The organism is Halomonas sp. NYA30, assembly GCF_976980765.1.
In genome coordinates, this window is the sequence record NZ_OZ334477.1 from 4069177 (window position 1) to 4090579 (window position 21403).

General features: G+C 55.3%; 19 protein-coding genes and 1 pseudogene. 11 read left to right on the top strand and 9 right to left on the bottom strand.

All coding sequences use genetic code 11. From position 1 onward, the window contains the following. Positions 1–5: 5 nt before the first annotated feature. Positions 6–1331, bottom strand: coding sequence for an isochorismate synthase (locus ACWI0H_RS18890; RefSeq protein WP_290702199.1), 1326 nt, complete (start codon positions 1329–1331; stop codon positions 6–8). 41 nt (positions 1332–1372) lie between these two features. Continuing rightward, the gene (locus ACWI0H_RS18895; RefSeq protein ID WP_290702198.1) at positions 1373–1861 is read right to left on the bottom strand and encodes a DoxX family protein; all 489 of its coding nucleotides are present in this window, start codon (positions 1859–1861) and stop codon (positions 1373–1375) included. A 158-nt stretch (positions 1862–2019) separates the two neighbouring features. Between ACWI0H_RS18895 and ACWI0H_RS18900 the strand changes: the two genes are divergently transcribed. Beyond that, positions 2020–2946 carry a 1,4-dihydroxy-2-naphthoate polyprenyltransferase gene (locus ACWI0H_RS18900; RefSeq protein WP_290702196.1) on the top strand — a complete coding sequence of 309 codons (927 nt, stop codon included), beginning with the start codon at positions 2020–2022 and terminating at the stop codon, positions 2944–2946. A 61-nt stretch (positions 2947–3007) separates the two neighbouring features. Here ACWI0H_RS18900 and hmuQ read toward each other — a convergent pair whose 3' ends face one another. Beyond that, complete coding sequence (gene hmuQ, locus ACWI0H_RS18905) at positions 3008–3310, bottom strand: heme-degrading protein HmuQ (RefSeq protein ID WP_295711606.1); 303 nt, start codon at positions 3308–3310, stop codon at positions 3008–3010. Between the two features lie 201 nt (positions 3311–3511). Here hmuQ and ACWI0H_RS18910 point away from each other — a divergent pair. Then, positions 3512–3844 (top strand): annotated as a pseudogene (locus tag ACWI0H_RS18910) (FAD-binding domain-containing protein); the annotation flags it as partial. Positions 3845–3930: 86 nt separating this feature from the next. Here the strand turns inward: ACWI0H_RS18910 and ACWI0H_RS18915 are convergent. Continuing rightward, the gene (locus tag ACWI0H_RS18915; protein WP_054641842.1) at positions 3931–5184 is read right to left on the bottom strand and encodes an IS256 family transposase; all 1254 of its coding nucleotides are present in this window, start codon (positions 5182–5184) and stop codon (positions 3931–3933) included. A 151-nt stretch (positions 5185–5335) separates the two neighbouring features. Between ACWI0H_RS18915 and ACWI0H_RS18920 the strand changes: the two genes are divergently transcribed. Next, positions 5336–5497, top strand: a complete 162-nt coding sequence (locus ACWI0H_RS18920; protein ID WP_485874224.1) for a hypothetical protein — start codon at positions 5336–5338, stop codon at positions 5495–5497. A 619-nt stretch (positions 5498–6116) separates the two neighbouring features. Here the strand turns inward: ACWI0H_RS18920 and ACWI0H_RS18925 are convergent. The 3 genes from ACWI0H_RS18925 to ACWI0H_RS18935 all read right to left on the bottom strand — a co-directional run bounded on the left by ACWI0H_RS18925 (position 6117) and on the right by ACWI0H_RS18935 (position 10504). Further along, positions 6117–7418, bottom strand: coding sequence for an IS1380 family transposase (locus tag ACWI0H_RS18925; protein ID WP_101146771.1), 1302 nt, complete (start codon positions 7416–7418; stop codon positions 6117–6119). 495 nt (positions 7419–7913) lie between these two features. Next, entirely contained in the window at positions 7914–9185 is a 1272-nt protein-coding gene (gene gabT, locus ACWI0H_RS18930) for a 4-aminobutyrate--2-oxoglutarate transaminase (RefSeq protein ID WP_485876268.1), read from the bottom strand. An 11-nt stretch (positions 9186–9196) separates the two neighbouring features. Next, complete coding sequence (locus ACWI0H_RS18935) at positions 9197–10504, bottom strand: NAD-dependent succinate-semialdehyde dehydrogenase (RefSeq protein WP_485874225.1); 1308 nt, start codon at positions 10502–10504, stop codon at positions 9197–9199. A gap of 138 nt (positions 10505–10642) precedes the next feature. Here ACWI0H_RS18935 and ACWI0H_RS18940 point away from each other — a divergent pair, with 138 nt between their 5' ends. The 5 genes from ACWI0H_RS18940 to ACWI0H_RS18960 all read left to right on the top strand — a co-directional run bounded on the left by ACWI0H_RS18940 (position 10643) and on the right by ACWI0H_RS18960 (position 15375). Beyond that, the gene (locus tag ACWI0H_RS18940) at positions 10643–12061 is read left to right on the top strand and encodes an aminotransferase-like domain-containing protein (RefSeq protein ID WP_485874226.1); all 1419 of its coding nucleotides are present in this window, start codon (positions 10643–10645) and stop codon (positions 12059–12061) included. Between the two features lie 115 nt (positions 12062–12176). Further along, on the top strand, positions 12177–12857 hold the full coding sequence (locus ACWI0H_RS18945; protein WP_176304042.1) for a transglycosylase SLT domain-containing protein: 681 nt from the start codon (positions 12177–12179) through the stop codon (positions 12855–12857). Between the two features lie 10 nt (positions 12858–12867). After that, on the top strand, positions 12868–13608 hold the full coding sequence (locus ACWI0H_RS18950) for a TSUP family transporter (protein WP_485874227.1): 741 nt from the start codon (positions 12868–12870) through the stop codon (positions 13606–13608). Positions 13609–13677: 69 nt separating this feature from the next. After that, on the top strand, positions 13678–14865 hold the full coding sequence (locus ACWI0H_RS18955; RefSeq protein ID WP_485874228.1) for a M24 family metallopeptidase: 1188 nt from the start codon (positions 13678–13680) through the stop codon (positions 14863–14865). 135 nt (positions 14866–15000) lie between these two features. Then, the gene (locus ACWI0H_RS18960) at positions 15001–15375 is read left to right on the top strand and encodes a hypothetical protein (protein WP_339884461.1); all 375 of its coding nucleotides are present in this window, start codon (positions 15001–15003) and stop codon (positions 15373–15375) included. A 110-nt stretch (positions 15376–15485) separates the two neighbouring features. Here ACWI0H_RS18960 and ACWI0H_RS18965 read toward each other — a convergent pair whose 3' ends face one another. Continuing rightward, on the bottom strand, positions 15486–17045 hold the full coding sequence (locus ACWI0H_RS18965) for a Fic family protein (protein ID WP_485874229.1): 1560 nt from the start codon (positions 17043–17045) through the stop codon (positions 15486–15488). Positions 17046–17345: 300 nt separating this feature from the next. On the opposite strand from ACWI0H_RS18965, the gene ACWI0H_RS18970 reads away from it, so the two are divergent. The 3 genes from ACWI0H_RS18970 to ACWI0H_RS18980 all read left to right on the top strand — a co-directional run bounded on the left by ACWI0H_RS18970 (position 17346) and on the right by ACWI0H_RS18980 (position 19693). Continuing rightward, positions 17346–18464 carry an alkene reductase gene (locus ACWI0H_RS18970; protein WP_485874230.1) on the top strand — a complete coding sequence of 373 codons (1119 nt, stop codon included), beginning with the start codon at positions 17346–17348 and terminating at the stop codon, positions 18462–18464. A 132-nt stretch (positions 18465–18596) separates the two neighbouring features. Beyond that, positions 18597–19007: a TspO/MBR family protein gene (locus ACWI0H_RS18975; protein WP_485874231.1), complete on the top strand. Its 411-nt coding sequence runs from the start codon at positions 18597–18599 to the stop codon at positions 19005–19007. A gap of 83 nt (positions 19008–19090) precedes the next feature. After that, entirely contained in the window at positions 19091–19693 is a 603-nt protein-coding gene (locus ACWI0H_RS18980; RefSeq protein ID WP_176304048.1) for a cell division protein ZipA C-terminal FtsZ-binding domain-containing protein, read from the top strand. A 30-nt stretch (positions 19694–19723) separates the two neighbouring features. Here ACWI0H_RS18980 and ACWI0H_RS18985 read toward each other — a convergent pair whose 3' ends face one another. Further along, positions 19724–21313, bottom strand: coding sequence for an ABC-F family ATPase (locus ACWI0H_RS18985; RefSeq protein WP_485874232.1), 1590 nt, complete (start codon positions 21311–21313; stop codon positions 19724–19726). Positions 21314–21403 lie beyond the last annotated feature (90 nt).

Sequence of the window (21403 nt, forward strand, 5' to 3'; positions counted from 1 at the left end):
CTACGTTATCCCATTCCGAGTAGTGACATGATATCAGCGATTTTGGTATCCAGTTCGCGCCACTCCTCTTCAGGCTGTGAGCCTGCCACAATGCCTGCCCCGGCATACAGCCGAATCGTTTTTGGGCTGATATGGGCGCAACGGATAGCGACCGCCAAGTCGCTACTGGCGTGATTAATTCGACCGAAAACGCCCGCATACCAGCCACGTTGATGGCGCTCATGCTGGCGAATAAAAGCCAGTGACGAGTCGCGGGGAACACCGCCTACTGCCGGGGTAGGCGGCAGTACTGCAAGCAGTTGCTGGTCGGTGATGTCACTGTGAAGCTCGGCGTGAATCAGGCGTCGGATATGCTGCACCGAGCGCAGCTTAACAATATGCGCCTCGCCCATCTGGACTTGCGAAGAAAGCGGTTCAAGCTGGGTCAAAAGTTGCTGATAGACGCACTGGTTTTCCAGATTGTTTTTCTTATCAGCAAGCAGTGTATCGGCAAGCGCTTGATCTTGTTGGGCCTCCTGCCCACGGCGGGTGGTGCCTGCCAGCGCCTCACTAACCAAATGTCTGTCTTCACGCTTATAAAGCCGTTCCGGCGGGCAGCCGATAAACGCTTCATGCGGTGTCAATTGAACGCCAAAGTGAAAGCAGTCGACGGTACCGGCCTGCCAGCGTGCTAGCAGCGACCAAGGGCTAGGCGTTTCAGGTGTCGTGAGGCAGGTCTCCCGGGAAAGCACTACTTTGGGTGTGTGGCCCAACTGATCAGGATGAGTGACCTGCGCCACCGACGCCATCCACTCTTTCAGGGTGGGGCAGTCTTCACGCTGATAGACATGCGGCAATAGGCAAGGCAGCGGTTGCTCCTGTTTCAGCGCAGCCAAACAGGCACGAGCCTGGGCTATCTCAGCCTCTGGGCAACGGTCATCAAAACGCAGGTTGAGTGATAGCGTCGCCCCACCTTGATGGCGCCTAAGTACTATACGTGGCAGCAAAAAGTAACAGCCGGGGAAGTGCTGCCACCCAGGTGCCTCAGGGTCGAAGGCCATACCACCGAAGTAGTCCGGCTGCTCGCCACCATTATCGGCCAGCGTGGCTAGGTCAGCCTGCAGCGCCGCTAGCGAATCAAACGCCTTAACAACCCCTAGCGCCGCATACTCAACAGCGCCCACATCACGCGCCCTCCAATAGAGGCGGGGGTAAACACTCTGCACGCTTAGCCACCCCATTAGGTTACCGACCTGACAGGGCGTACTTAGGCGGATAAACCCTTTTTTAGCAGTATGACAAAGCGAATCAAGCTGGTGCTTAAGTGCTTCAACAGGGTGTAAAGAATGCATAATTCGCCTATGAGCAAGCATTTATGATTACCTGCTATCTGCTACCTATACGCCCAACCTAGCTTGTGCTTTATATAGGGCAGCAGCCAACGATCTCCGCCCAAGCGGCCAGCATTCGCGCCCGCCACCAGCAAGAAGAAGGTTAGCGCAATCATCCAAGGATTGGTGGACACCGTGCCCGCCATCAAGAAAGACATGTTCATCACGATGGCGAAAAACGCAGCAAACGAGGTCAGCACACCAACAATCAAACCCAGGCCAACTAATATTTCTCCCAACGGTATAATGAAATTAATGGCATCCGCATTGGGCAACGCAACATTTTCGAGAAAAGCGACGTAATTAGGGTAAACCGCGCTTCCCTCGCGCATCACAGGGTTGGCAACAGCATTGTTCAAGAAGCCCTCGGCATTAAAGCCTCCTGTCATCTTACCGATGCCCAGTGTTAGCCAAGTGATGCCTAAATAGAGCCGTAGCAGTAGCCAAACTACCGCCATATATTTGTTATGTCTAAATAAGCTGCCAATCATCACGTAAACTCCTGAGTCGGGGTGGCTGAGTGTGGCGCAAAGCATCACTGCTTATTTTGACTTAGGTCTGCTTTTTAGCAGTTAACTATACATTAATGAATGTTTACTATTACCCCCTGAAGCTGTTATTTAAACCTGAATCAAGGAATATCGACCTAATGGAACCACACGCTAAGCGCCACCATTATCAAGCCTGGTTGCTAGCTGCTCGCCCCCGCACCCTCCCTCTGGCGTGCGCTTCTATTCTGCTGGGTAGCGGGCTAGCGGCGAGTGCGGATGCTTTTGATGCTGGTGTGCTCTTGCTTGCTCTGCTGACAGCGATTTCACTGCAGGTACTCTCCAACCTAGCCAATGACTATGGCGATGCAGTGTCCGGCGCCGACGACCAGGCGCGCATTGGGCCGGTACGGGCGGTCTCTTCAGGCTTGCTAAGCCCACAGGCCATGCGCAGAGGAATGATAATAACGGCCACTGTGGCAGCGCTCTTAGGGCTTTCATTGTTGGTTACCGCCTTCGGAAACCAGTGGGGATATATTGTCACCTTCGTGCTGCTAGGCGCCGCCGCTTTATTAGCCGCGGTGACCTATACCGTTGGGCTGGGCGGCACGCCCTATGGGTATCGTGGATTGGGCGATATTTCAGTCTTTGTGTTTTTCGGACTGCTCGGTGTTATGGGTACTTACTTCCTTTATACCCAGCAACTAAGTGGGCTGCCCTTTCTGCCCGCTGCGGCGTGTGGGCTGCTGGCAACCGCCGTGCTCAATGTGAATAACGTGCGCGATATCGAAAGCGATGCGCGTAACGGCAAAATTACCCTGGCGGTGCGGCTGGGCCGCGCTAACGCGATTCACTACCACTGGTCACTGCTAGGATTGGCGCTGTTACTGACGTTAATCTACTTGGTTGCGCTGCCGGTGCCGTTGGCGGGATGGAGTTGCCTGCTGGTGGTCAAGCCGCTGATGGATGCCGCCAGAACATTAAAACATAGCCGTGATGGCGAAATTCTCACCGGCATGCTGAAGAAAACGGCCATTTCAACGCTGCTTTACAGCGTGCTGCTCTCTATTGGTTTGGCATTATTTTAGTTAACGCTAACAGCGGGGCAACCACCCCGCTGACAACTGACTCAATTGAGCAACACGAGCCTTACAGCACCACCTCATAACCTTCAAACTTGGGCGGGCCAAGGTAGATGCCTTCCGGCGCTTTGGCATTGGCATGCGCTTTGCGGAACGCGTCTGACTTGGTCCAGTCGCGGAAGGCCTCTTCGGATTCCCACACGCTGTGGGAGATAAACACGGTGTGTTCTTCCTGGCTTTCACCCTGCAGCATCTTGAACTGCTTGAAGCCCGGCACTTCATCCAGGTGAGAGTCGCGGTTGCGCCACACTTCTAGAAAGTCCTCTTCACGGCCTGGGGCAATCCGAAAACGGTTCATGGCGATATACATTATGACGCTCCTGTTGGAAGGGTTCTGCTGAATGGATTACGCAAATACTGGCTTGATGGTAACGCCATCGGTTCATAACGAATAGGCGTTACGGCTAATGGCTCAGGCACCCATTCAGGTCGTTTGGTTCAAACGCGACTTACGCATTCACGATCACGCACCGCCGGCTAACGCAGCAGAGCCTGAAAATGCGGCCAAACCGGGGTGTCGTTGGTGGATGCCTACATGCGCAGCCTGATTGCCACTGGTTGGATCAATTTTCGCATGCGCGCCATGCTGATCTCCCACTCCACCTTTGGCCTTAGGCTGCACTGGGTTGAGCCTGCTCTGCATCTGGCGCGGCTATTTACCGATTTTGAGCCGGGCATTCACTACCCCCAGGTGCAGATGCAGGCAGGCGCCACCGGCACCAATGCGCTGCGGGTATATAACCCCATCAAACAGGCGGAGGATAACGACCCCAGCGGTGAGTTCGTGGCTCGCTGGGTGCCGGAATTAACGCCACTGCCGTTAGAGTGGCGCGCCAAGCCCTAGGCATTGCCGGAAAGCCTGCAAAAGCGGTTCGACTTTCAGCCCGGCGAACACTACCCGGAGTTATAGTCAAATCTGGTGGATGGCAGTCAGGCGGCAGTCCTGTCTGATTGATCGGTTACCTGCTCCCCATCCTGAAACCGGACGTTGTTCACGACCAGCTCCAGCTTGCTGAACCCCTTGATGCGCTTCCAGCGTTTCTCGGCGCTCTGGAGCAGCTTGAAGACCATCGCCAGGGTCGTCGCCCGGGATCCGCAGTTCCGGCTGCGCTTGCTCCGTAGACGGACCGTGGCGAAGGTCGACTCGATCGGGTTGGTGGTGCGGATATGCACCCAGTGCTCTGCTGGATAGTCGTAGAACGCCAGCAGCTCGTCCCGATCCTTGGCCAGGCACGCCATCGCCTTGGGGTACTTGGCCTCGAAGCGTTTCAACGTGCGATCGAAGGCCTTGTGCGCCTCGTCGCGGGTCTCGGCCATCCAGATGTCATGGAGGTCGGCCTTGACCTTGGGCTGCACTGATTTCGGCAGTTTGTTCAGCACGTTAGCGGTCTTGTGGACCCAGCAGCGCTGATGGTCGGTTTCCGGGTAGATCTTGCTCAGCGCCAACCAGAACCCCATGGCACCGTCGCCCACCGCCAGCTTGGGGGCTTGAGTCAGACCGCGCTCTCGTAGCCCCGTCAGCAGCGTTTCCCAGCTGTCTGCCGACTCACGGAAGCCGTCCTCGACGGCCACCAGCTCCTTGCGGCCCTGCTCCGTGACGCCGATGATCACCAGCAGACACAGGCGGTCATCCATGCGCACGTTGCTGTACACGCCGTCGGCCCACCAGTAGACGTAGCGACGGTCTGACAGGTCACGCTGCCGCCACTCGGTATGCTCGTCTTCCCATTGTTTCTTGAGCCGAGACACCGTGTTGGCCGAGAGCCCCTTGGCCTGGTCGCCCAGCAGCGCCGCCAGCGCCTCCTGGTAGTCGCCAGTGGAAATCCCCTTCAGGTAGAGCCAGGGGATCAGTTCCTCGATGCTGCGGGCCCGCTTCAGGTAGGGCGGCAGCAGGCTGCTGTTGAAGCGAGCACCACCGCCGCTGCGGTCACGCACCTTGGGCACCTGCACGCTGACATCCCCAATCCCGGTCTGGACCGTGCGCTCGGGCAGGTAGCCGTTGCGGACCACGGCCTGACGTCCATCGTCGAGCCGCTGATCGGCATACTGCGCCAGGAAGGTGGCCAGCTCGGCCTCGACGGCCTTGGCGATCAGGTCACGGGCACCTCGTCGCAGCAGCTCGTGCAGCGGGTCAGTGACCTGGGGTTCTGGTTGTGAAAGAGCCCGGAGGGTAGAATCGGTCATGGCGTATCCACTCGTGTTGGTTGAGATCTTGGTCGTGATCAATCAACAGGATACGCCACCCTTCCTACCTCCTCCCATACACCAGACTTGAGCTTAACTCCACTACCCGCTGCCCAACGACTTTGAAAATGAGGCGCGGCACTGGAAGAAAATGCTCTATGAGCTTCGCCGCACACCAGAAGTCAGAGATGCCAGCCAAGCGATTGTGGATAAGCTCGCCAGCCAGAGGTGGCTTCCCACTCGGCGCGCTAAAAAAGCAAAACCGGACAATCGTCAGCAGCTTTCGTTGTTTGATGAGAGCGGGTTGGATTAGTTGGCCCGCAGCTACCAAAGTGTGTAGCACTCAAGACAGATTGTAGCTGAAGCCAAGACAGCGCAAGATTTTGTAAGCGCTTTTCACTTCCTATAAAGATTCACTTTTATATCGTTCGTGAAGTAAGCTCCCTCACTCGATGATGAAATAATCTTTCTTAATTCAAGCCATCTAACCAAATCCTGATTCTCAGGAGTATTCTTTAGTCTCGGTGAAAAGTACCCGGTTTTTATATCAGAAAACGGAGGCGGTAGATTAGCCAAGACTTGACGTACTTCTTCTACAGCCATAAGAGAATGATATTTGTTAAAGAGCGAAATTTGAGTCGCTATGGGCCTAGAGTTCGTTATCAGTGGTCGAACACCAATTCCATTCATTTTGGATATGTTTGCGTCCGCACTGTTAACAATTGGACCAATAAGTGCTGCACGCTCTGGAAGATCCATGAGCACCTCTAGCCCGGATTTCTCATAGCACCTCAGCAAGTACCGCACCCAGGCCGCCATGCTATTAAAAACCTATTGGTACATCTTAAATTGCCTACTTTTTAACCACTTTCCGTCGTTCAGATACACTTCCCCCTTTCCCCCATTGCGTCGGGCCGGGGGCGCCCGCGCATTCAGTTCGGCACCAACCGCCTGACGAGATCGGATAGTTGCGCTTTATAGGGGTAGCTGTCACTCATCAACACCCGGATTCGGCGCGTATTGCGGATGATGACCGCGCCCACTTTGATGAGTTTGAGCCTCAGGTTGCTTGGGCTCATGCGCTCAAAAGGGGTCTTCTTCAGGTAAGTACGTAAGCGCTCGAACAGCGTATAGGCGAAGCCCGATAAGATCAGCCGCCACTGATTGGCCCACCAGTGCGTACTGGAGGTCCGGTCAGCAAACAGGCTCAGTTGTTGATCCTTGATTCGGTTTTCCATGTCGCCCCGAGCACAATACTGCTCGTAGTAAAGCTTGAAGCCGTCGTCGTAACGGGAGCTGATGATAAATCGGGGATTGGAGCCCAGCTCGCTTTCTTCTAGACGAGCGACCACCCAGCGTGGGTATTTCCAAGAGTGTGCTTGATACGGGAAGCGGAACGTCTCTGCCACTTTGCCTCCCACCTGCCATTGGGTCTTGCGCACCAGCATCATGGGCACGTCCACTTCCTTGAGCAGCCGACTGTTCTTACCGATACCCACGATATAGTCAACGTGATGCCGATCGCACCAGTTCAGCATCCGGGGGCGACAAAAGTGACTATCACCTCGTAACACAATGCGCGTATCGGGCCAGTACTGGCGGATAAAGCGCACCAGTAACGCCAGGATGGCCCAGCTGTGATGGCTGTCGCTGTGGTCACTGGTACGCAGATAGCTCACTAGCAGATGGCGGCCACAGAAGACATACAGCGGGAAGTAGCAGTGGTGATCATAATAGCGGTTAAAGAACTTCCCGGGTTGCTCGCCGTGCACGGGAATATCGGTGCCATCAAAGTCCAGCACGATTTCCTTGGGGGGTTGGTCATGCTGCTCAATGAAGTGATGCCACAGTAACGCATGGGCCTTCACCATCGCTTGCCGGTCTACCTTCTGCTCGCTCCGACACAGTGTAGACTTACCCGCCAAGACTTCATCTTCACCTAGCGCGGTCTGAAGCGCTTGGTCGTAACGTAGGGCCTCATGGTCGTTAAAATCTTCGTAGCCCGCGGCGACACCGAACACCCGCTGACGCACCAGAGTGTCGAGCTTGTGACGAACCTGTTCCGGTGCGCGGGGATCATGAAGCACGGAGGCCAAGCGGTGCGTCAGACGATGTTGTTTATCGACTTCCCGTAGCAAGAGCAATCCAGCATCGGAGGTGATGTGGCCCCCAGAGAAATCGGCTTCAATTTGCCGGCGTGAGAGTGGCGAGAAGGTCAGTTTTTCAGGTACCATTTTGGAAGCGGCTGTTGGTGCTTGATGGATTGGTTAGGTTCTTGAAATCATAGCACTTTCAGCCGCTTTCTTTTATACCCCGTGAGAAATCCAGGCTAGGTCCACGAACTTAGATTGCTCTTCATCTGAGCCGTATTTGTTTTCTAGCCAAAACATCATGCTATTGAGGCGGGTGGCAAGCTTGCGTGTTAATGAGATGATGTTTTTTATCATAAGATACCGAGCATACATAACCGTTAAGAAACAGATAGGCACGAAGGCCAACTTAACTCATCCCACTTTTGGCTAGGCACTCTTGCAGATTTTACGGACCTTGTCTAATTAACCCTTAGATTTCATATTGGACTGTTCTGAACACTGATACCATCGTCTGATCGGCGATGCCTGAATAAGGCTCCCTTTACCAGGACAAGAATCAACGCCCATAAAAAAGCCCGCCCTCATCAGCAGCTTTCGCTGTTTGACGAGGGCGGGCTTAGTACTGCCTAAATGCTACTAGCTAAGCGCTTCCAAAGACTGCTCGATAATGCTGAGCCCCTCTTCCAACACCGCAGACGACACCGTCAGCGGTACCAGAATTCGGATGCTGTTGCCGTAGAAGCCACAGGAGAGAAGGATTAGGCCTTTCTCGCGGGCCTTGGCGCATAGCGCTCCGGTCATTTGCGCATCGGGCTTGCCGTCGCTATCGAGCAGTTCAAACGCGGCCATGGCGCCGAGCTGGCGGCCGTGGGCCACGGCGGGGAAACGCTCTTCCCAAACCGTGAAACGCTCGGCCAGCATTTTGCCCATCTGCTCGCTGCGCTCAAGAATATTCTCTTCCTCGATCACCTCGATGACCGCCAACGCCGCGGCACAGGAGAGCGGATTGCCGCTGTAGGTGCCGCCCAGGGAGTTGGGGCCGGAGGCATCCATCACCTTGGCGCTACCCACCACAGCCGAGAGTGGCATGCCGTTGGCTAGGCTCTTGGCGGTGGTGAGAATGTCTGCCTCGATGCCGCTGTGTTCCAGGGCAAACAGTTTGCCGGTGCGGGCAAAGCCGGACTGCACTTCGTCGGCGACCAGCAGAATACCGTGCTCGTCGCACAGGGCGCGCAGCGCTTTGAGGTAATCCGGTGAGGCGATGTAGAAGCCGCCTTCGCCCTGTACCGGCTCGATCACGATGGCCGCCGTGCGGTGCGGGGCGATATCGGTTTTGAACAGCGTGCGAATAGCATCGAGCGACGCTTCTTCGCTGATGCCGTGCAGCGGGTTGGGGAACGGTGCGCGAAAGACGTCGCCCGGCATCGGGCCGAAGTCGTTCTTGTAGGGCAGCACCTTGCCGGTCATCGCCAGGGTCATCATGGTGCGGCCGTGGAAGGCACCATCGAAGGTGATGATTCCGGTGCGGCCGGTGGCGGCGCGGGCAATCTTGACGGCGTTTTCCAGCGCTTCGGCACCGGTGTTCACCAGCATGGCCTTGCGCTCGGGGCCACGCACGGGGGTGAGTTCGCAGAGCTTTTGGCACAGCTGCACGTAGGGCGCGTAGGAGATCACCGCAGCGCTGGTGTGCATCACTTTCTTGAGCTGTGCTTCGACCGCCGCGACGATTTTCGGGTGGCGGTGGCCCAGGTTCAGCACGCCAATGCCGCCGGCGAAATCGATCCAGCGGTTGCCGTCGGCGTCCCATAGCTCAGCGTTTTCAGCGCGTTCGGCAAACTGAGCCGTCGGCGTGGCGGCACCGTTAGCCACAAAGCGGATTTTCAGGTCGTTCAGTTCTTGGTTAGTCATCATCGTTCTCTTTATAAACCGCCTACGCAGACGTATTTCAGTTCAGTAAACTCATCAAGGCCATGGTGGGAACCTTCGCGGCCCAGCCCGGACTCTTTCACACCGCCAAACGGTGCCAGTTCGGTGGAGATCAGCCCCTCATTGACGCCGACCATGCCGTACTCCAACTGCTCCATGGTACGCCAGATGCGGCGGTAATCCGTGGCGTAAAAGTAAGCTGCCAGGCCGAACGGTGTGTCGTTGGCCATCTGGATGGCTTCTTCGTCTTTCTTGAAGCGGAACACCGGCGCTACGGGGCCGAAGGTCTCTTCATCAGCCACGGCCATCTTGATGGTGACGTCGGCCAGCACCGTGGGCGTATAGAAGCGCTCACCGGCAGCGTGGAGTTTGCCGCCACACATAAGACGTGCGCCTTTGCCTTGGGCGTCGTCCACGTGTCGCTGAACCTTGTCTATCGCCGCTTGGTTGATGAGCGGGCCGATAATGCTGCCATCTGCTAGGCCATCGCCGACTTTTAATGCATTCACACGCTCGGTGAGCTTACTGATGAACGCATCGTAAATGCCGTCCTGCACCAGAAAGCGGTTGGTGCAGACACAGGTTTGTCCGGCGTTACGGAATTTAGAGGCGATGGCGCCATCAACAGCGGCATCCACATCGGCGTCGTCAAAGACGATAAACGGCGCGTTGCCGCCCAGCTCCATGGCGGTTTTCTTCACTGTGCTGGCGCACTGGGCCAGCAGGTGTTTGCCGACCGGAGTAGAGCCGGTAAACGACACCTTGCGCACTCGTGGATCGGTGGTGAGCACTTCACCCACGGCCGCGGGTTTGGAAGCGGTGACCACGTTAATGGTGCCCGCGGGCAGGCCAGCTTCCAGCGCTAAATAAGCCACGGCCAGAGCGGTGAGCGGCGTGGCTTCAGCAGGTTTAATGACTACGGTGCAGCCAGCGGCCAGCGCCGGGGCGCACTTGCGGGTGATCATCGCCAGCGGGAAATTCCAGGGCGTAATCGCCGCCACCACGCCGACCGGCTCGCGCAGTACCAGCAGGCGCTTGTCGTCGGCGTGCTCATTGATCAGCTCAAACCAACGGCGCAGCAATGCTGAGCGCTGTTTGACCGGCGTGGTGCGCCAAGTAGGGCCTGCTTCGTAAGCGGCGGCGACGGCGTCGCGGGTGTCATCGGCCCCTAAGTCGGCCACCCGGGCAATGGTCTCACCGGTGGCGGGGTTGTCCACGGCAAAGGTTCCTTTTCCGGTGCGCCACTCGCTGCCCACCAGGGCAGGTACTGCATCATGTAACCACTGTTCGATAAAGCTCATGGTCTTCTCCTGATTAATAACATTGCGTGCACGCTAGCAGTAATGTGGTTGCAGGCGAATGCACCACTTTTGCGTTCAACCAGACCACTTTTCTGTTTTACTGATACATTGGTGGGCACTGTGATGTTGAGGATAAGGATGGATGGCCAGTCAGCTTTACAACAACTTGTAAAACACTATGCGCAGCAACCTGAACGCTTAAGTAAACAAGTGCGAATTGAGCAAGCGCTGAGACAAGCGGTTACCCAGGAGTGGCCTAACCAGACTCGCCTACCTTCTCACCGGCAGCTAGCAGCAGCGTTAGGCGTTGCTCGGTATACATTGTCACTAGCCGTTGCGACGCTGATTAAAGAGGGTCTGCTTACGACTTCTCATGGCAGTGGCACTTGGAGCTGCAAAGTGTCGCCCCCTGCTGTCTCAAAATCCACAAGTGTGCAGCTATCAAAACGTGCACAACGAGTGTTGCGTTGGCCGGGTGCGAGTACGGTTCAAAGCGGCGCGTTCGTGCCCGGCATTCCCGATATTGCTCAGTTCCCGATGCGTAAGTGGCGCCAGCTCTACTCGAGCGTAACGGTGCCGCAAAACGCCCTGCTGCTCTCTTACTCCACTGGCGGCTACGGCCCGCTAAAGCGCGCCATTCGCGATTTTCTAGCGCGCTGGCGCAACCTTGATTGCGATATTGAGCAGATCATCATTACTGACGGCACCCATAACGGCATTGAGCTGTGTGCCATGGCGCTGGCGGATGTGGGTGACACCGTTGCCATGGAGTCGCCCTGCTACTGGGGAGCGCGCAACGTATTTACCGCCGCTGGTTTGAACATTGAAGCGGTGCCGTGGCTGCCAGAGCAGGGGCACATACTCCCGCCTGTTGCTGCCCCGGTGAAGCTGGCCTACCTGACCGGCTCGCATCACTACCCACTCAGCGTGCCCACCAGCGCCACCGACAAGCAACGCTTATGCGATGCCTTATCGCCCGCTTACATTGTCGAGGATGATTACGAGTTCAATCGCGACGACCACCCTAACCTGCTCTTTTCGCCCCAATCAGAGCGCCACTTGCTGGTAGGATCGTTTTCCAAGATGATGTTTCCGGGGCTGCGGCTGGGTTATTTAGTGGTTCCACGCCAATTGGCGGCGCCGATGAACCGTCTGCGCAGCGAGCTTTTCCGAGAAGGTCGCATGCTGGATCAAGCCGTGCTGGCCCAGTTCATTTTTGATGGCGACCTGGACGCCTGGTGCCGGCGCATCCAGCGCGACTACTTAGGGCGTCAGCAGGTGCTGCACGACCAATTGCGCTCGCTACCGCAGGTGCGCAGCGTTTCACCGCCGAGCAGCGCGATCAGCCTTTGCGTTGAGTTTTCGCCCGGCATCAACGATGTGGGCATCGCCCAATCACTGCTGAAAGAGCACTTAATCGTGCGGCCTTTAAGCCCGGTGTGTGCGCCCACCGACCCAAGGGTTGGCTTGGTGATGGGCGTCGGCATGCTGTCTGGGGAAACGCTGGTGCGTGAAGCACAGCGGCTACGTCGCAGTCTGGAAGCGCTGCTGCGTTAGGCGTTACTGATAACGCATGGGTGAGGAAGGAAGCACTTCTCAATATCTTAGCCACAAGCTTTCAACGACTTATCCACAAGGATTTACTCACAAGAGCTTATTCACAAGGACATTTATGCGCTGCCCTGTTGATCGTTTTACCGTTGCCTCTTCAAATGCGTTCGCTCGCCTACGCCTTTGGGCATCACTGGCTTTTGTGCTGCTCCTCTCTGGCTGCGCCACCTTTGCCCCCAACCCACCCCAAGATCAAACCAATCTCTGCGAGATATTCCGCGAGCAGCCCACTTGGTACGACTACGCCCAGGAGTCCGAGGAGAAATGGGGCACGCCGATTGCGACTCAGATGTCGTTTATTCAGCAAGAATCCTCGTTTCGCAGCCATGTCCGCCCGGATCGCAAATATTACCTGGGCTTTATCCCCGGCCCACGCCCCTCATCAGCCAAAGGTTATGCCCAGGCACAGGACCCGGTATGGGGCGAATACGAAGACCAAGCGGGCAGCCTATTTGCGCGCCGAACGCATATGAAGCACGCCACCGACTTTATCGGCTGGTACAACCGCCGTTCCCAACAGCAGGCGGGAATATCGCTGAGTAATCCTGAGCACCTTTATTACGCCTACCACGAAGGCGCTGGCGGCTACCAGCGTGGCACGTATCGGGGCAAACCGCAGGTCTTGAGGGCAGGTCGTGAGGTGGCGGCGCGCGCTAATCGTTACCAGGCCCAACTCAACAGCTGTGAAGCGGAGTTTCAGTGTCGGAAGTTTTACCAAGTCTGGCCATTTTGCCGTAGTTAAGGAATAAACGATGTCACTATGGATTGGTGTGGCGCTGGTCAGCGTGGTGTTTTTCACCTCGATGCTTTCCGGCGTATTTGGGATGGCGGGCGGCTTGGTGCTGCTGTGGTTTCTGCTGTTGGTATTCCCCGCCGGTACGGCAATGGCCGTGCATGGCGTGATACAGCTCACGGCGAATGGGTCGCGCGCTTGGCTCTCGCGGCACTATATCGTCTGGCGCATCGTCGCGTTCATGGCGCTGGGCGTATTGAGCGCCGCTGGCCTACTGCTGCTATTCAACTACAGTCCTAATGCCGCCAGCGTCTCGATTTTGATTGGTTTGATGCCCATATTGGTGTGGACGCCTAAGCGCTGGTTTCATCTGGATGCCAACCGCGCCAGCCATGCGTTTTGCTGCGGCATTGCCTCAGGCGGATTAACCATTGCCGCCGGGGTTTCCGGGCCACTGATCGATATTTTCTTTGTGCGCTCACGCATGGACCGCCGCCAAGTGGTGGCCACCAAGGCGATGATTCAAGTAGTGGCCCACAGCATTAAAATCATCTTCTACCTAGGCGCCGCCATGGCGCTTAGCGCGGGCGAATGGGGCATCGTATTGCTAGCCGCACCGTTTGCCATGCTCGGTACGCAAGCGGGGAACCGTATTTTACACCGCCTCACCGATGCCAACTTCCGCACCTGGACCCGTTGGATCGTGACTGGCATTGGGGTTTTCTACTTTGCGCAGGGGATATTCCTGCTCAGCCGCTAGCGTTGAGGGTGATAAAAGCGAGCTTGCCGTTGATGCCTATACTGACCATAGCCATCAACGGAGGTCGCTATGGATTATCATCACTACCGCAAAGCCCTGACTGAAACACTTGCCCAGAGTGAAGTGCCCTTTCCCGCTGCCGAATACCAAGCTCGCCTGGACAAGGTGCGTCAGGCGATGACCGAGCAAGGGTTAGATGCGCTACTGCTCACCGACCCCGCGGATATTAACTACCTCACGGGCTACCACACCTTTGAAGTCTCGGTTCATGCCTGTTTGGTCTGCACGCAAGAGAAACTAGTGCTGCAAGTTGCCTCGATTGAAACCGGTGCGGCGGTGGTCACTGCTCGGGTCAATGAGATTATCGGCTACCGCTGGGAAAGCCTGGATGAAATCATCACCCCGCTGGCGGATCTGCTTACCCCCTGCCAGCACATCGGTATTGATGGCTGGAGCAGCGGGCTGCGTTTTGGGGTGATTGATGCATTGATGCAGACCATTGGCCGCGAACGATTCAGCGAAGCAGGCGCGTTAGTCGATGCGATTAGAATTGTTAAAAGCCCTGCTGAACTGGAGATGCTGCAAGAGAGCGCGCGGATAACCGCTCTAGGCCTTGAGACTGCGATTCAGAGCATTCGCCCGGGCATGACCGATAACGATATTGCCGCGGTGGGTGCCAAAGCGCTGTTGGAAAACGGCAGCGAGTTTATGAGCCTGCAGCCCATCGTGACCAGCGGGCACCGTATTGGTGTCATACACGTCAATCATAAGCGGCGCGTGATTCAGCCTAACGAACCAGTGTTTCTGGAGTTTGGCGCCGCGTATCAGCGCTACACGGCCCCCATGATGCGCACCGCGGTGACCGGCACTCCCAACGCGGCCCTCTCCGCCACTCGCGACCTTTGCCGTTCTATATTCGAGGCGCTGTGCGACGCCATGCGGCCCGGCAATAGTTTCGACGCCGCCGCCCAAGCGGCTGATGCTTTACTCGCCCCGCACCGCGACCAGTATTTTTTCTCCGGCGTGTTTGGCTACGCTGTGGGCGCGCAGTTTCCGCCTAGCTGGGTAGAGGGCACGGGCTTTATCGCCAAAGGTCAGCATCGCACCTTTGAAACCAATATGGTCTTTCACCTGCCGCTCTGCCTACGCGTGCCCGGCCAATGGGGCGTTGGCATCAGCGATACCGTGGTGGTGACCGAGCAGGGAGCCAAACCACTGACTAATAACGACTGGCAGCTATTTGAGGCACACTCATAACCTCTCACATAGACACTCCCATAGCCTCTGCATTGACACGTTCATAAAGTAACGCTATCGTCAGCACAGATGAAAATGAGAAACACTCTCTTTTTTATCCATCAAGTATACCATCCGTCGTGAGGGATCAGTGGGATGACTAGCGAGCAGCGGCAACTTCGCCAAACAGTCATGTTTTTACGCACCTCGTTTGAAGCGGTTCAGCACTCCATTGCTGGCCGCTTTGACGACCCGCTGCCCTGCTGGCTGGATACCAGCATGCTCTCGATGCTTTCACGCGAGCTGACCCGCTGCTGCCAGCAAGCCAAGCCGCTGTTCGCGCCTGCCGTGGTTGAGCAGCTCTTTATCGCCTCGCAACAGTGCGACCTGCTGCTAAAGCAATGCCCCGGCGTGCTGAACAGCGCCGTTTGCTATCGCCAGCTAGGTGCCATTATGTTGCCGCTTTCAAGCGCCATCGGCCAAATCGATACGCCTGCTAAGCGCCGCTGGCCTTGGATGAAGTGGCATTGACCGTTCTTCAGACGCTTCTTTGCTCCAATTGGGGCGTGCGCTCATGACGATTGCCAACACTGTAACTGCCAAAGCAGAAACACCAGACTTGGAAATGCTAGTGTCTATGTTTATTGATGCGTATTTTTAGTGGCTAGTACACGCTTACCTAGATCGGTTATTCGATATTTTTGAGTGGGACTACGCGGCGAATCAGGTTGCGTCATTTCAATCAATGTCAGAGCCAATGCCGGTTGCAAATAATTTTGTAACAGCGTGGGACGATGCGTGAGTGATAATGCCTGGAGAAGCGCTTTAGTGCTTAATGGCTCTTCAAGCAAAGCTTGCAACAAACGCATTACTTGTTCGGTTACTTGTTCGGTTACTTGTTCGGTTACTTGTTTGGGTAATGCAGGTGCTGTGTCCTCAGCGACCGAAAATCCCGCGTGAACGGGTAAGCGAATTAAAAAGTAACTGCGTTCATCGTCGGTTTCGAACACCGGTTCTGGCGAACCGTTCGTCTTCATCACCCGAAGAATTTTCGGCACGCCCGTTGAACGGCCTTCGGTTAAATCCAATTCTTTTAAAAACTCGCCAATACGCCGGTTGCGGTAGCGGCGGCTAACTGCTTTACCTGCCTGCAGGTCTTGCAAACGAATAGAGTGGTCGGGTCCTGGAAAGCTGAGCACCACAAGCTCCCGGCCATCAATACGGATTTCAATGGGCTCACGAATTTCATAAGAGCGGTGATACACCGCATTCACCACCGCTTCTTCAATGGCGACCAGCGGAAAATTCCAGAAACGCTCAGCTTCTGGGCGATCAGCGTGTTTTGTTACGCCCTCCTTTAAATAGTTGCGATTAATGTAGTCCAACGCCGTGCGGGTTATGCGCCCCAGCGGGCCCTTGAATATTTTCTCTTCAAAATGGTCGCCACCCGCACCGTCTGGAAAATACACCACATCTATCTGAGTCGCCGGGAAAAACTGCTCGGGTTGCTCGTTAAAGAACAACAGCCCCACATTTTTGGGAAAGGCCATCTCGCTTGGCCCACCAACCACATTCATTCGGCGGCCAAGGGTGTCAATATCCAGCTCGCGGGCTTCAGGTGCCAATTCGCTATTAATATCGTGGAGAAAGTCGCGCATCAAATAGGAGGAAAGGTCATTTAATGTCGCGGTTTGTCGATAGCGATCATCAAACGGTACAGTAGCCGCCAAACTTAACAGCTCACGCTCATCCCGCCCCGATGCTTTCACCGTGCTGGTATGTTTACGCAGGTAATAGGCCCAATCACTCTTCTTGCTCAAGCTGGTTTTAGCTTTATAGGGCCGTGTTTCACCGCCCGGCGCCCATAGCACCAGAATGGTTTTGCCCTGAATCTCATAGGTAGCGGTTAACGGGTGATAGTGCGGCGCAAGCGCTGAGTGCCCTAGATTTAATAACTCTTTTTGAACGGCATCGATTTGCTCCGGCAATAAACCGGCAGGCGGCAATTGCGGTTGACCATTCTCTTCAGCAATACCAACCAGGACATACCCGCCACCCAAATTGTGGAAGTCATTAGCGAACGCACACAAAGTATGCAGGATGGATTCAGGGTTCCAGCCTTCTTTATATTCAATGCGTTCACTTTCCACCGTGCGGTGATGAAGCAAGTCATCGATGTTGATGGGGAGTTTAGGTGTCATGCCGTTTTTTCAGCCGTTTGGTTGACGTCATATCGCACTAGTCAGGCCTTATAACGTTTAAGTTAACCTAATAATGTAGAACGATGCCTGCAAATGCAATTCTCGGAAAGCAGGCTGTGGCTAAAGCGCTAGCGGCTCATTTCTTTTTCATACCCATCCCGCCTGATTTTCCTGTCGGGGTTTTGTTTTGAGCGTAACGGCCCCATCAATAAGGGAATGACATAGTCGTTGGCGTTAACTAGTAAACTGGTCTATTCTGGAGCGTACTATTTATCGAAGCATTCAAAAGGAGCTTACTTGATGGCTTTCGAAACACTATTTACCCCTACATCGCTTGGTAGCCTGACGATTCCTAACCGCGTCATCATGGCGCCGCTGACTCGTGCGCGTACGCCTGATAGCGTGCCGGGCAAGATGCAGGAAGCCTACTATGGGCAACGTGCTGGATCTGGGTTGATTATTAGCGAAGCCACCAATATCTCCGCGACCGCCCGCGGTTATGTGTATACGCCAGGCATCTGGACCGATGAACAGGAAGCCGGCTGGAAAGACGTTGTGGATGCTGTACATGCCAAAGGCGGTCGTATGGCGCTGCAGCTGTGGCACGTTGGGCGCGTTTCACACGAAATGGTTCAACCCGATGGCCAGCAGCCGGTAGCGCCAAGCGCGCTGAAAGGCGAAGGCGCCCAGTGTTTTGTCGAGTTTGAAGACGGCACTGCGGGTCAGCACCCCACCAGTACACCGCGTGCGCTGGAAACCGATGAAATACCCGGCATTGTCGATGACTACCGCCAAGCGGCCGAGCGCGCTAAACGCGCTGGTTTCGATATGGTCGAAGTGCACGCGGCAAACGCCTACCTGCTCAACCAGTTTCTGGCGACTGGCACCAACAAGCGTACCGATCAGTACGGCGGTTCGTTGGAAAATCGCGCCCGCTTCCCGCTGGAAGTGATTGATGCGGTGATTGAGGTTTATGGTGCAGACCGGGTCGGCATCCGCATGACGCCGTTTATCGAGCTCTTTGGGTTGACCGACGATGAGCCGGAAGCAATGGCATTTTACATGGCCGAGCAGCTTTCCAAGCGTGGCCTCGCCTATCTGCACCTGAACGAGCCTAACTGGGCGGGCGGCGATATTACCTTCCCTAACGGTTTCCGTGAGCAGATGCGCGAACGCTTTAGCGGCAGCCTGATCTACTGCGGCAACTACGATGCCGAAAGCGCCGAGACACGCATCAGCGAAAACTCCACTGATGCCGTCGCCTTTGGCCGCCCTTACATCGCTAACCCGGATCTACCGGAGCGCTTCCGTGTTAATGCGCCGCTCACCGAGCCGAACCACGAAACGTTCTACGGTGGCGATGAGAAGGGCTACACCGATTATCCGTTTATGGATAATGGCTACGACCGCAAAGGGTAAGCTAATCTAACTTTAGCCCATGGCTGAACCCTTTCCTCAGAAAAGCATCACTTAGGTGATGCTTTTTTATGTCTGATTATTATCAAACGCTGCTAGGCTATTGATTCTTTCGTTTTAACGAAAAGGTGATACATGGTTGGTTCCTTGTTTTCTCTACTGGTGTCGCTCTTGCTGGTTGGCCTAACCGCCAGTACCGGTGCGCGTTTTCGCCCAGATAGCTGGTACCGAGAGTTACGCAAGCCGACCTGGACACCACCGGATATCGCCTTTCCTATTGCGTGGGGCATACTGTATTTATTGATGGCTATCGCTGCGTGGCGACTCTACATGGCCGATCATTCGGCGTGGCGCACCGCCAGCTTAGCGGTTTACGTGCTACAACTTTTCACCAATGCGGCGTGGTCCTGGCTGTTCTTCGGACGCAAACAGATTGCCATCGCACTGATCGATATTGTGGTATTACTAGGGTTAATTATTATCGCCATTGCGTTGTTTTCCCAAGTAAGCACGCTAGCCGCGTGGTTAATGGTGGGTTATGGGTAGCGTTGGCGCTAACCCTCAATGCCACTATTTTTCGGCTAAATAAAGCCTGAGCGTGGATTAAAAAAACAAAGGGTTCTGAGAGTATGGATCGCACCACTACTATAATAGTACTCGCCTTCGCATCGCTGGTATTAGGCGCAATGGCAACAGCGATATTTATATATGTCGTTGTACCCTGGCGCCGCCGACGGCGCGCAGCGAAAGCGAAAGCCGCTGCCCCTCGTCCGGTACAAGTAGACAGCTCTGACGAAGTTCAAGAACCTGACGCATATGCACCTTCAAAGCAAACTAAAAAAGTTAAGCAGCATTCGCTTTTTATAATCTTTGATCAGCCTAGTGCAGATTCAGACGAGCGCCTTATCCAGTGGCTAAGGGAGAAAAATGCCCACTACGACGCGCTCAAGAAAATATTTCTAATCGACGGCCAACAGCCGTCTAACCCAGTCACTATCGCCAACGCATTTCCACCGGGGGAAATGCCTGACCTGCTGCGTGGGGAAACCCATGAGCCCATCAGGGGTATTAGCTTATTAGTGAAACCACCGTTACGTAAGCGACGTAATCAACAAATGCATGTCTACGTAGAACTCGCCAAAGAGATGCAGACGGTGTTTAGCAGCAAAATGCTCAATGACGAGCGCGAACTCGCCACTGACAGCACCTTTGAGCAAATTATCGGCGAATAGACTTACAGCGCTATGCTGACAAAAACAGCGTCACACTACTCCCTGGCTGCGCAGGTAATCGTCGTAGTTACCGCTAAAGTCGACAATACCTTCCGGCTGCATATCAATAATGCGCGTCGCCAGTGAAGAGACAAACTCACGATCGTGGCTGACAAACAGCAGCGTGCCCGGGTAGTTTTCTAATGCCAGGTTCAGCGCCTCGATAGACTCCATATCCAGGTGGTTGGTCGGCTCATCCATCAGCATCACGTTAGGCTGAGTAAGGATTAACTTACCGAACAGCATGCGCCCCTGCTCGCCGCCCGAAATCACCTTCACCGACTTGCCGATATCATCGCTGGAAAACAGCATCCGCCCTAACGCGCCCCGTACAACCTGCTCGCCGCCAGTGGTCCAGCTCGACATCCACTCAAACAGCGTGGCATCGACGGCAAAATCGTCGCTATGATCTTGGGCAAAAACCCCGACATCAGCGGCTTCTGTCCACTTCACTTCACCCGCATCCGGGTGCAGCTCGCCTGCCAGCGTTTTGAGCAGCGTGGTTTTACCAATGCCATTGGGGCCGATGATAGCAATACGCTCGCCGGCTTCCACGGTCATGGAGAGGCGCTCAAACAGCGGCTTCTCGCCGTTATAGCTTTTAGTAATGCCATCCACATTGACAGCGTTACGGTGAATTTTCTTAGCCTGGTCAAAACGAATAAACGGACTAACACGACTGGAAGGTTTGATATCTTCCAGCTTGATTTTGTCGATCTGACGCGCTCGCGAGGTAGCCTGTTTGGCCTTCGAGGCGTTGGCAGAGAAGCGGCTAACGAACTGCTGCAGCTCGGCAATCTGGGCCTTTTTCTTGGCGTTATCCGAGTGCTGACGCTCGCGAACCGCGGTAGCGGCGGTCATGTAGTCATCATAGTTACCCGGGAACAGGGTAATTTCGCCGTAATCCAGATCCGCCATGTGGGTGCAGACGCTATTCAGGAAATGGCGGTCGTGAGAGATGATGATCATGGTGCTGCTGCGCGCTTTAAGAATATCTTCCAGCCAGCGGATGGTGTTGATATCCAGGTGGTTGGTCGGCTCATCCAGCAACAGTACATCCGGGTCAGCGAATAGCGCCTGGGCGAGCAGCACACGCAGCTTCCAGCCGGGAGAGACTTCGCTCATCGGGCCCGTGTGTTGCTCAATGGGGATGCCCAAGCCCAGTAGCAATTCGCCGGCGCGGGGCTCGGCGGTGTAGCCATCCAGCTCGGCGAAGCGCACTTCTAGATCAGCGACGGCCATGCCGTCCTCTTCGCTCATCTCTGCCAGCGAGTAAATACGCTCGCGCTCGGCAGCCACCGACCAGAGTTCGACATTGCCCATGATCACGGTATCGATGACGCGCTCGTTTTCAAACGCAAATTGATCCTGACGCAACTTACCCAGCCGTGTACTGCTATCCAGCATCACCTGGCCAGAAGTGGGCTCCAAATCGCCACCGAGAATTTTCATAAAGGTGGATTTGCCGCAGCCGTTCGCGCCAATCAGGCCGTAGCGATTGCCGTTATTGAATTTAACGGAGACATTTTCAAACAGGGGCTTGGCCCCAAACTGCATGGTGATATTGGCGGTTGCGATCACAAAAGGAGCCCGGTTAGCGTGTTATTTACAATACGAAAGGCTCGCGATTCTACGCGCTATTGGGCAGGCATTCATCCATCATCCACTAGG